This window comes from Micromonospora sp. CPM1, assembly GCF_023896895.1.
Classification (GTDB): domain Bacteria; phylum Actinomycetota; class Actinomycetes; order Mycobacteriales; family Micromonosporaceae; genus Micromonospora; species Micromonospora tulbaghiae.
On sequence record NZ_JAMHIU010000010.1, the window covers coordinates 236,511 to 246,252 of the forward strand.

The 9,742-nt window shown below is 71.3% G+C and carries 13 protein-coding genes; 10 read left to right on the top strand and 3 right to left on the bottom strand.

Going from position 1 to position 9,742, the window contains the following annotated elements; genetic code table 11:
• Positions 1 to 230: 230 nt before the first annotated feature.
• The 3 genes from M8C11_RS30710 to M8C11_RS15160 are packed head-to-tail and all read right to left on the bottom strand — an operon-like array spanning position 231 to position 1,871.
• Positions 231 to 410, bottom strand: a complete 180-nt coding sequence (locus tag M8C11_RS30710; protein ID WP_374668263.1) for a hypothetical protein — start codon at positions 408 to 410, stop codon at positions 231 to 233.
• Positions 407 to 844: a DUF1003 domain-containing protein gene (locus tag M8C11_RS15155; RefSeq protein WP_252449987.1), complete on the bottom strand. Its 438-nt coding sequence runs from the start codon at positions 842 to 844 to the stop codon at positions 407 to 409. Before M8C11_RS15155 ends, M8C11_RS30710 begins: the two co-directional genes overlap by 4 nt.
• Positions 813 to 1,871, bottom strand: coding sequence for a nitroreductase (locus M8C11_RS15160; RefSeq protein ID WP_252449988.1), 1,059 nt, complete (start codon positions 1,869 to 1,871; stop codon positions 813 to 815). The genes M8C11_RS15155 and M8C11_RS15160 overlap by 32 nt, the downstream gene beginning before the upstream one ends.
• Positions 1,872 to 2,426: 555 nt before the next feature.
• Here M8C11_RS15160 and M8C11_RS15165 point away from each other — a divergent pair.
• From M8C11_RS15165 to M8C11_RS15215, 10 genes are all read left to right on the top strand, one after another.
• Positions 2,427 to 3,092, top strand: a complete 666-nt coding sequence (locus M8C11_RS15165) for a hypothetical protein (RefSeq protein WP_252449989.1) — start codon at positions 2,427 to 2,429, stop codon at positions 3,090 to 3,092.
• 37 nt (positions 3,093 to 3,129) lie between these two features.
• A complete protein-coding gene (locus M8C11_RS15170; protein WP_252449990.1) occupies positions 3,130 to 3,615 on the top strand; it encodes a universal stress protein in 486 nt (161 codons plus the stop codon).
• Positions 3,616 to 3,924: 309 nt separating this feature from the next.
• Positions 3,925 to 4,278, top strand: coding sequence for a hypothetical protein (locus M8C11_RS15175; RefSeq protein ID WP_252449991.1), 354 nt, complete (start codon positions 3,925 to 3,927; stop codon positions 4,276 to 4,278).
• Between the two features lie 328 nt (positions 4,279 to 4,606).
• Positions 4,607 to 5,335, top strand: a complete 729-nt coding sequence (locus M8C11_RS15180; protein WP_252449992.1) for a GAF and ANTAR domain-containing protein — start codon at positions 4,607 to 4,609, stop codon at positions 5,333 to 5,335.
• Positions 5,336 to 5,419: 84 nt separating this feature from the next.
• Positions 5,420 to 6,151 (top strand): GAF and ANTAR domain-containing protein, encoded by a 732-nt coding sequence (locus M8C11_RS15185; RefSeq protein ID WP_252449993.1) that lies wholly within the window; start codon positions 5,420 to 5,422, stop codon positions 6,149 to 6,151.
• 145 nt (positions 6,152 to 6,296) lie between these two features.
• A complete protein-coding gene (locus M8C11_RS15190; RefSeq protein WP_252449994.1) occupies positions 6,297 to 7,097 on the top strand; it encodes a sigma-70 family RNA polymerase sigma factor in 801 nt (266 codons plus the stop codon).
• A 65-nt stretch (positions 7,098 to 7,162) separates the two neighbouring features.
• Positions 7,163 to 7,348 (top strand): hypothetical protein, encoded by a 186-nt coding sequence (locus M8C11_RS15195; RefSeq protein WP_252449995.1) that lies wholly within the window; start codon positions 7,163 to 7,165, stop codon positions 7,346 to 7,348.
• Positions 7,349 to 7,386: 38 nt separating this feature from the next.
• Positions 7,387 to 7,560 carry a hypothetical protein gene (locus M8C11_RS15200; protein ID WP_252449996.1) on the top strand — a complete coding sequence of 58 codons (174 nt, stop codon included), beginning with the start codon at positions 7,387 to 7,389 and terminating at the stop codon, positions 7,558 to 7,560.
• 312 nt (positions 7,561 to 7,872) lie between these two features.
• Positions 7,873 to 8,406, top strand: a complete 534-nt coding sequence (locus M8C11_RS15210; RefSeq protein ID WP_252449997.1) for a hypothetical protein — start codon at positions 7,873 to 7,875, stop codon at positions 8,404 to 8,406.
• Between the two features lie 68 nt (positions 8,407 to 8,474).
• The gene (locus tag M8C11_RS15215; protein ID WP_374668278.1) at positions 8,475 to 9,596 is read left to right on the top strand and encodes a fatty acid desaturase; all 1,122 of its coding nucleotides are present in this window, start codon (positions 8,475 to 8,477) and stop codon (positions 9,594 to 9,596) included.
• The last annotated feature ends 146 nt before the right edge of the window (positions 9,597 to 9,742 follow it).

Sequence of the window (9,742 nt, forward strand, 5' to 3'; positions counted from 1 at the left end):
CACATGCGCCAACAGCAGCACCTGGGCGTCGCCAGCGTCATCGACCAGGCGTACCCGCACCCCCCTGCAAGCCCGCCGACCGTCCACGGCCGACCGTCAAACTGCACCCGATCGCCGACACCCCCAGCGTGGGCTGCCCGGTCCGACCAGGCCCGTTTCGTGGGCGACGACGACCAGTTGCGCCCGATCACGTACCGCCAGCTTGGTCGACAGCCGCCCGATGTGCGTCTTCACGGTGCCAGGCTGAGGCCGAGGTGCTCGGCCAGCTCCGTGTTGGACAAGCCGCGCCCGATCAGCGGCGGCGAGGCCGCCGTACGTGCGGCGGCCATCAACAGCGCGTCGGCGGCGTCCGTCCGCTGGCCGGCGAAGGCGGCGGCCCCCTCGTCCCAGTGACACCCGAACCGCGTCACAGATCCCGAGCAAGCTTGGTGAGTATGCCGCGGACGACCGGTTCGGCCCGCGGCACGCAGTCGCAGGTGTCGCCGTGCGCGTCGCGGTGCCAGGCGATGAGGTATTGCAGGGCGAGCTGGTTGACCTGGTAGTCGTGTTCGGCCTTCACCCGGTCGGTGTCGGCCTGGCGGTTCTGGCTCAGCAGGATCAGTGGGGCGGCGTAGGCGGCCTGGGTGGAGAAGAGCAGGTTGAGCAGGATGAACGGGTAGGGGTCCCAGCGGTGCAGCACGGCGACGACATTGGCGGCTATCCAGGCGACCACGATGCCGGTCTGGATGATGATGAATCGCCAGGAGCCGAAGATCGAGGTGACCGAGTCGGCCAGCCGTTGTCCGGAGGTGCGGTGGTCGAGCCGGTACTGGTTAGCGGGGTGCCGGTGGTGACGTGGGTTCATGCCGACCGTCGCCCTTCCGGTTGATTGGTCTTCCGACCGGAGAGGTGCCGGAGCGGAAGTCCGCCGGCGGAGGTCGGTCGATGGTCTGGTCGGCCGGCAGTCGCGGTGCGTGCGCCGGTCCCGGGTCGTCGGTGTCGAGCATGCCGAAGCGCAGCACCAGGTACGGGTGTCCGAGGTTGGCTACCAGCCGCCGGATGGTCTGCCGGCTGTCGGCTACCTCGACGGGGGCGCTGATCGGGAGTACGGACACGCCGAGTTCGGTCGCGGTGAGCCAGGCCGACGACAGGGCCTCGCCCGCTCGTAGCCAGTCCATCGGCTGGTCGGCGCGGCCGTAGAGCACCGCGTAGGTGGCGTTGTGGTCGTGTCCGGTGCTGACGGGCAGGTCGCCGTGGTGGCCGAAGTCGCGTCCGGGCACGGTCGTCTGCGGCGCATGGAGCGGTATCGCGGTGTCGGGAATGCCGGTGCCCGCCGGCCGGGAGCCGCCAGTCCAGTACGCCAGCTCCGCCTGCCACGCCGGCTCGGCGGTCTCTGTCTCCTGGGCATGGCTCGTCGCGGCGGCGAGATCCACCACCTGATCGGGTCGCAGGACGTGCAGCAACGTCGCTTCAGCCCGTGCCGCCGCGCTGATCGCCCCGAGATCGTCGGACCCGACCGGAAGGCCGGTGACGGGACGACGGTCGGTGCGCCGTAGCCGGATGGTGTGCGTACGGCGAACGGCCTGCAGCTCGACGGGTGCCCGCCCGTCGACGCGCAGTCGCGCCAGATGGCCGGGGTCGGCCGGGTCGGGCATCCGGGTGACGGCGACGTGCCACCCCTGCGCGGCCAGGCCGACCCGGGCGTGGTGCAGCGCGGCTCCGCAGCTCAGCGTGGCGAGCAGGGCGTCGGGATCGGTGATGTCGAGGACCCGGTCGTGGTCGATGAAGAGGTCCAGCCGGTTCCGGGCGATCCGCCACCGCCATGGCTGGGTGTTGAGGATCGACGGCGCGTGGCCCGCCACGGTGGCCGCGTCGACCAGCGCTTGGCTCATGGATCCACTGCCGGTCGGGTGAGTCTGCGTGGGCACGACGAGGTCCCTTCTCGGGCCTTCTCGCGCGGTCACCGGTACCGGCTGGTCGCAAGGGGCCCGCGTGGGCGAGGAGAGGGGAGGGGTGGCACCGCGTCCGCTGAGGGTTGTCTTCCGGCCGGGGAGTGGGCCGTCATCGGGTCGGCAACCGTCAGGAAGGGCCGGCCTTGCGGTGGGTGGGACAGCCACCGGGGGCCCGGGCGACACGTTGAGCCTACGCCCCCGTGGGACCGGTGACGAAGACCAGCGGACCGGTACCGGTGATGCCTGGTGCCGCCGATTCTCCCGCCGCCTTTTCGTACGGCAGCGCGTATGGTGAGGATGTCGCTCGGGTCCCCGGTGGCTGACCCCCCGCCGCCGCCTCCGGTCCGCTCGATGTCGAGACCGACGTCCAGCGGCTTTCCCGCCAGGTGCCGAGGCCACGTCGTCCGTCGCATCGGACGTTGTGCCGGCACCGACCCACCCGTGTCCAGCAGGCCGCGGCACCGCGTGACGAGCAGAACAAGGAATGTGAGTGCGATGGCCTACATCGCCAGGAATCACAATGCAGCATTACGGAACGCCGTGCCGGCCGCCGGGTTGGCGCTGCTGGTACCGGACACCTCTGCACACCGGCCCGGCGCCGAGTCGGTGGGTGTCGGGCCGGACCGAGCCGGTGGAGCCGTGGCGAGGGCAGCGACCGGGGGCGACCCGCGGGTCAACGCCACGGTGCGGTACCTGCTCGCGGGCATCCGCCTCGCGCTGGGGTGGATATTCCTGTGGGCGTTCCTGGACAAGGCGTTCGGCCTGGGGCATGACACGACTGCCGCGAAGTCCTGGGTCAACGGAGGGAGCCCGACGAAGGGATTCCTGGGATCCGCGGCAACGGGCCCGTTCGCCGGTTTCTACCACTCGATCGCCGGCGTCGCCCTGACCGATGTCCTGTTCATGGGCGCCCTGCTCGCCATCGGCGTCGCGTTGCTCCTGGGCGTCGCGATGCGGCTGGCGGCCGGCGCCGGCGCACTGCTGACCCTGATGATGTGGACCGTCGTCCTCCCCCCGGCGAACAATCCGTTCATGGACGACCACCTCGTCTACGCCGCCGTGCTGGTCGTCTTGGCCCTGTCGGGCGCCGGCGACACCCTCGGTCTGGGCACCTTCTGGGCCCGGATCCCGCTGGTGCGACGCACCGGTTGGCTGAAGTAGACGACGTCAGGTGACGGACGGACGAGAGGAGGTCGACATGACGGACCAGGCCGAGGAGCACGACCGGCGCATCGTGGTCGGAGTCGACGGATCACCGGGCTCACGGATCGCCCTGCGATGGGCGGTGACCCAGGCGGAGCTGAGCAACGCACGGGTCGACGTGGTGGGCGCGTGGCACGACCCGGCGGAGTACGCATTCGCGTACGGGTGGTCGCCCGCGGTGTTCGAGGATGTGAGCATCGCGGCGATCACCGAGAAGATGCTGGTGGAGGCGGTCGCGGACGTGGCCAGCGGCGGTGTGCCCGTCCAGTTCACCACCCACGTGGTACGAGGGCATCCGGCTCAGGTGCTGCTGGACGCCGCGGACGGGGCGCAGTTGCTGGTGGTGGGCAGCCGGGGACACGGAGCCTTCGCCGGGATGCTGCTCGGCTCGGTCAGCCAGCACTGCGTACAGCACGCGTCGTGCCCGGTGGTGATCGTTCCGTCGACGGACCGGACGGTCGACGAGGTCGGGAGCGACTGAGGGACGCCCTGATCCCGCCTCCAGGAGTGCCGTCGTGCCAGCCGCTTCGAGGTTCTCGTCGCAGCCGGGCACGCGCCGTGCACCCAGTGCGCGGCGCGGCAACCCGGCACCGCTGGCCGCACCGGCATCGCCCGCGACGACCCGAGAGGGATGTCGCGGGCCGTGCCCTGTGCACCGCTGCCACGGCGGTCGGTCAGCTGCGGCTGAGGACCACCTTCAATGGCTGGCGCGATGGCGTAGGGTGGGGCGTAACGGCCGCCCTGGTCCCTGGTGGTGCCTCAGCCGCAGGCACACCACCAGGAGCATCGGATGCCTGTTTCCCCTGTCTACGTCGTCCCCGGTCCAGAATCGGTGAACGACCTCGTCAAGCGGGTCGCCGACCGTGACCGGGCCGCCTTCGGTCGTCTCTACCGCCGTCTCGTCCGCGTTGTCTTCATCCAGGTGTGTGAGGTGGTGCGCCGCCCGTCGGTCGCCGTCGCGGTGACCCGGGCGGTGTTCGTCGAGGTGTGGCAGCTTGCGCCGAGGTGCGCCGCCGGTCAGGTCGATGGTCTCGCGTGGGTGACGGCCATCGCCGATCGCCGGGCCGTCGAACGGCTTCGCGAGATCGATGGACGCACTCCGCCCCTCGCGCCGGATACGACGAGTTCGTCGGTCGCGAACTGATCGCCACGCTGGACGGCGAGCCGCCGGCACTGCTGGGCACGTCGGTTCCACCCACCACCGGATGACCGTCTGCCGACGGGCCTCGGCGTCCGCCAGCGGCGGACTGTCAGCCACCGGGGTCCCGAGCGATACCGCAAGCGTACGCCTCCGCGACCGGCTCGTCTGCCGCCGCAGCCGGGGCCGGTGGGCGCCGGTCGCGCGGCGGCGTCCCGCGGGAGTACGGTGGGACCGTCGCCCGGGGCCTCGGCGCCGCACGGCAGCGCGTCCGTTCGACTGATCCGGGCCGGAGTCAGCAGTGGACAAGGGCAATCCAGGGCGCGGCGATCCGATGAACGTCGATCGTGGGCTGCGGCTGTGGGCTGTTCTCGTCGAGGCTGCCCGGGGTGGCGCCGTCGCGGTCGATCATGTCTGCGCGGCGGCGGTGTCGGTCGCGGGCGTCGACTCCGCCGCCGTCGCAGTGGTCCTCGATGCCACGCCGCGCGAGCTGCTGTACGCCACCGACCGGACCGCGTCGGAACTGGAAGACCTGACCCTGACCCTCGGTGAGGGGCCGTGCGTGGACGCGGCCGGCGGTGGACCTGTCCTGGTCGCCGATCTGACCGTGCCGGAGTGCCGGAACCGCTGGCCGGTGTTCGCGCCGGCCGCGGTGCTCGCCGGGGCCGGTGCGGTGTTCGCGTTGCCCCTACGGGTGGGCGGGATCCGCCTCGGTGTCCTTGACCTCTACCGGGCCCGCGCCGGTGACCTCGGGGCGGAGCAACTGGCCGACGCGCTGGTCCTGGCGGACACGGCAATCGCGGTGCTGCTGGACGACGCGACGCGCCACGGGGTGGACCGGGACGATCAGGGGCCCGAGCGGACCGGCCTGCACTTCCCCGAGGTGCACCAGGCGACCGGCATGATCATGGTCCAGCTGGGGGTGTCCGCGGCGGTGGCGCTCATCCGGCTGCGTGCCTACGCGTACGCCCAGGACCGGCGCCTCCGGGAGGTGGCAGCGGATGTCGTCGCCCGGCGCCTGCGTCTCGGACCGGCCGGGACACCCGGTGACCGAAATGAGTGAACAAGGGAATCGACGCCGCGACGGCGTCGCACGGACCGTCCCGTCGGGTGACCGGTGGATCCACTGATTGACGAGGTGACTGACATGGCCGAGACCCCGCTGGCCGACGTTTTCGTGGAGATGGCCGACACTCTCGTCGACGACTTCGACGTGATCGAGTTCCTGCACGTGCTGACCGAGAGGTGTGTCGAGCTGCTGGGTGTGTCGGCGGCCGGGCTGCTCCTGACCGACCAGCGGGACACGCTGCAGGTGGTCGCCGCCTCCTCCGAACGCACCCGACTGCTGGAGCTGTTCCAGCTCCAGACCGACCAGGGGCCCTGCCTCGACTCCTTCCGTTCCGGGCAGCCGGTGTCGGTCGCCGACCTGACCCTGACCACGGCCCGATGGCCGAGGTTCACCGCCGCCGCGGCCGAGGTCGGCTTCGCCGCGGTGCACGCCCTGCCCATGCGCCTGCGCTCCGAGGTCATCGGCGCGCTGAACCTCTTCGACGTCCGGCCGGGGGCCCTCGACGAGGACAAGCTCCGCATCGGTCAGGCGCTCGCCGACGTGGCCACCATCGGGTTGCTACAGCACCGCGCCATCCACCGGCGCGACATCCTCACCGAACAGCTGCAGACCGCCCTGAACAGCCGCGTCCTGATCGAACAGGCCAAGGGGGTTCTCGCCGAACGCCTACAGGTGGACGTGGGCCAAGCCTTCGCGTTACTGCGCGACGGCGCCCGCAGCCGCAACCGGCGACTGTCCGAGCTGTCCCAGGCGATCATCGACGGCTCCGAGCAGCTCGCCACGCGGCCGGTCACCCACCGGTCCGGCTGACGACCGGGTTCGACACCCGAGTGCGCTTCCCAGAGCCCGTCCGGGTGTCGGTCGGGGGGAATGAAGGCGTACGGTGACGATGTCGCCCGGGTCCCCGGTGGCCGCCAGTCTCGCCGCCACCAGCCCGTTAGGGGCGTTGGAACCCATGGTCACCTCCGCCGTGACACCCACAGCCGTTTCCTCCCCTCCGACGCTGAGCCCGGCTATCGGGGACAGCGAACAACTGTTGCGTCGACGCGCAGCCCTGAACGCCGACGATCCCGACCGGGCGCTGCTGCGGACCAGGATCATCGAGGCGAACCTGCCGATGGCGGGTCGACTCGCCCGCCGCTACACCGGCCGCGGGGAGTCCTACGAGGACCTGGCTCAGGTCGGCGCGGTCGGCCTGATCAGAGCCGTCGACGGGTACGACACCAACCAGGGCGTGCCGTTCGCCGGCTACGCCATCCCGACCATCCTCGGCGGCATCCGGCGGCACTTCCGCGATTCGGCCTGGGCGATCCGGGTGCCGCGCGCAGCGCAGGAACTGATCGCCCGGGTGCCCGAAGCCCGGGGCGAGCTCGGGCAGCAACGCGGTCGTCAACCGACTGACGGAGAGCTCGCCGACCACCTGAAGGTGACCGTGGCCCAACTCGGGGCCGCCGTCGCCGCCTCCGAGGTCTATCGCCTGCCGTCGCTGAACGAGCTACGGCCCCGGGACCGACGGCATCGAGCATCTCGCGCTCATCGGCGCCGCCGACCCGGCATACGCAGCCGTGGACGACCACCTCACCCTCGGACTGCTCTCGCGGCGCTTCCCGCACGTGAACGTCGGATCCTGACCATGCGGTTCTACGGCGACCTGACCCAGGCGCAGATCGCCACCCGGGTCGGGCTGTCGCAGATGCACGTCTCCCGGCTGCTGACGCGCTCTCTGGCCCAACTGAGAGCCGGGATGCTCCGCTGACCGTTCGCCGGCCGGACCGCTCAAGCAGTCAGGCCGAACCGTCGAGATCACCAGGAGACGATGACGTGGCCGTTCGTCCGATCACCGCTACCGGGTCGTCGCCGCCGGTCAGCGGGACATCCACCCCCTCGACGTTCGGAGGGCGGGTCAGGCGGGCCCTCGACGTCCGCGCACTTCGCCTGCGGGTGTTCCTCCTGGTGGCCGTCCTGCTTCTGCCGCTGGTGCTCGTCACGACGTTCGCTGACCGCTGACCATGACCGTCCCGAACGACTGATCGAGGGGATAGACGATGAGGATCGCCAGACACCGGATCGTCGCCGCGCTGCGCGAGCGCGGGCAGCAGACCAGAGCCGAGTGGGTCGAGCGGGAGCTGCCGGAGCGGATGGACCCTGCCAAACACGTGGGGCTGCTCGCCACCCTGCGTCTGGATCCGGCCGACCTCGTCGCCACCCGGTCCTGGTGAGGGTTGCCCTGCTCGGTCCGGTCGCCTGGCGCACACCTCCCCACCACTACGGCCCCTGGGAACAGGTGACCGGCCTGCTCGCCGAAGGGCTGGTCACCCGTGGCGTGGACGTGACCCTCTTCGCGACGCTCGACTCCGTCACGTCCGCCGTCCTCGACGGTGTGTGCCCCCGGGGGTACGCCGACGATCCGGACCTGGACGGGCGGGTGTGGGAGGCGATGCACGTCTCCCACGCGATGGCCCGCTCCTCGGAGTTCGACCTGGTACACAGTCATCTCGACTGGCTGCCGCTGGCGTTCGCCGAGCACACCGATGCGCGGGCCGGGCGTCCGCAACAAGGGCGTCGCGCTGTTCCCCCGTACCGTCGGCGGCCGGCACCTCGCCCTGTGCCGCGCCGACGGCGAGACCATCGGCCTGACCTGTCTGGACGGCGAGAACCGGTGGCCGGAACCGGTGCCGCTGCACGCCCCCCGGGACAGCTGGGAGCTGATCCAGGTCGGCAACTGCGGGTCGCCCATCGAGACCGAAGACGGCTGGCTCGTGCTCACCCACGGCGTCGGCCCGATGCGCCGCTACGCCGTCGGCGCGCTCCTGCTCGACCTGCACCGACCGGAGCGGGTCGTCGCACGGCTTCCCGGCGCGCTCCTGGCACCCGACGAGGCAGACCGGGACGGATACGTACCGAACGTCGTCTACTCCTGCGGCGGGCTCGTCCACGCCGGCGAGCTGTGGCTGCCGTACGGGGCCAGCGACGCCCGGGTCGGCTTCGCCACCGTGTCGGTGGCGGTGCTCCTCGATGCGATGGCTCCACCGCCGCACCGCCCTGCCGCACCGGCGGCGGAGTAGGCTGGGGGCGTTCGCCCCGGACCCCGGCGACGCGTTGCGCGTCCATGCCGGGAGGATCCATGAGCACCATCGACCAGACCATCTCAGCGGCACCGCCGGGGTCGCAGCGCCGTCACGGCAGCAACTACGCCGAACTGTTGAGTCGGGTGCGCCAGGCGGGTCTGCTGGAGCGGCGCCCGACCTACTACCTGGTCCTGATCGCCGTCAACGCCGTGCTGGTCGCCGGGGGCTGGACGATCTTCGTGCTGGTGGGGGACTCGTGGTGGCAACTGGTCACCGCCGCGTACCTCGCCGTGGTCTTCACCCAGAGCGGTTTCCTCGGCCACGACGCCGGCCACCGGCAGATCTTCCGGTCCCGACGCGCCAACCACCTGGTCGGGCTGGTGTACGGCAACCTGGCCATCGGGCTCGCTTTCGGCTGGTGGGTCGACAAGCACCACCGCCATCACGCCCACCCCAACACCGAGGGCCGCGACCCCGACATCGCGGGCGAAGCTCTCGCGTTCACCAGGGCGCAGGCCGACCGGCGGCGCGGCGCGGGACGGCTGCTCGCCCGCCACCAGCGGCTCCTGTTCTTCCCGATGCTGCTGCTCGAAGGCGTGGCCCTGCACGTGGCCAGCGTCCGTGCGTTGTCCCGGTCCACCTACCGGGGGCGTGGCCGGGAGGCGCTGCTGCTCGGGCTGCACGCCGCCGCATACCTCACCGCGGTCTTCGTGGTGCTGTCCCCGCTGCGCGCGGTGGTCTTCGTCGTCGTGCAGCAGGGCCTCTTCGGGCTGTACCTGGGATGTGCCTTCGCCCCCAACCACAAGGGCATGCCGATCCTCGGTGCGGACGAGGAGGTGGATTTCCTCCGCCGCCAGGTCCTCACCTCCCGCAACGTCCGCGGCAACCGGCTGGTCGATCTTCTGCTCGGCGGCCTGAACCACCAGATCGAACACCACCTGTTCCCCAGCATGCCCCGCGCCGCACTGCGCTACGCCCGGCCGATCGTCCGCGCCTTCTGCCGCGAGCACGACCTGCCCTACGTCGAAACCGGCCTGCTCGACTCGTATCGCCAGGCGCTGCGCCACCTGCACCGCGTGGGGCGCAACGCCCGGCCGGCCGGAGAATCCGCGTCACCCGTCGAGCCGACCGGACCGACGGGACCGGCGGCGCGGCTGCGCGAGGTGCAGAACGTCGATCTTCGATGACGTGCGCGTCATCGGCCCGGGGGGGTGTCCCTATGGGGTTCGTCAAGCGGCGATCGGCGTCGTGGGGCGGGGTTGGTAGGGGATCTTGTCGCGGAGCATGGCGAACAGGACGTCGCAGCGACGGCGGGCGAGGCAGATGAGGGCGG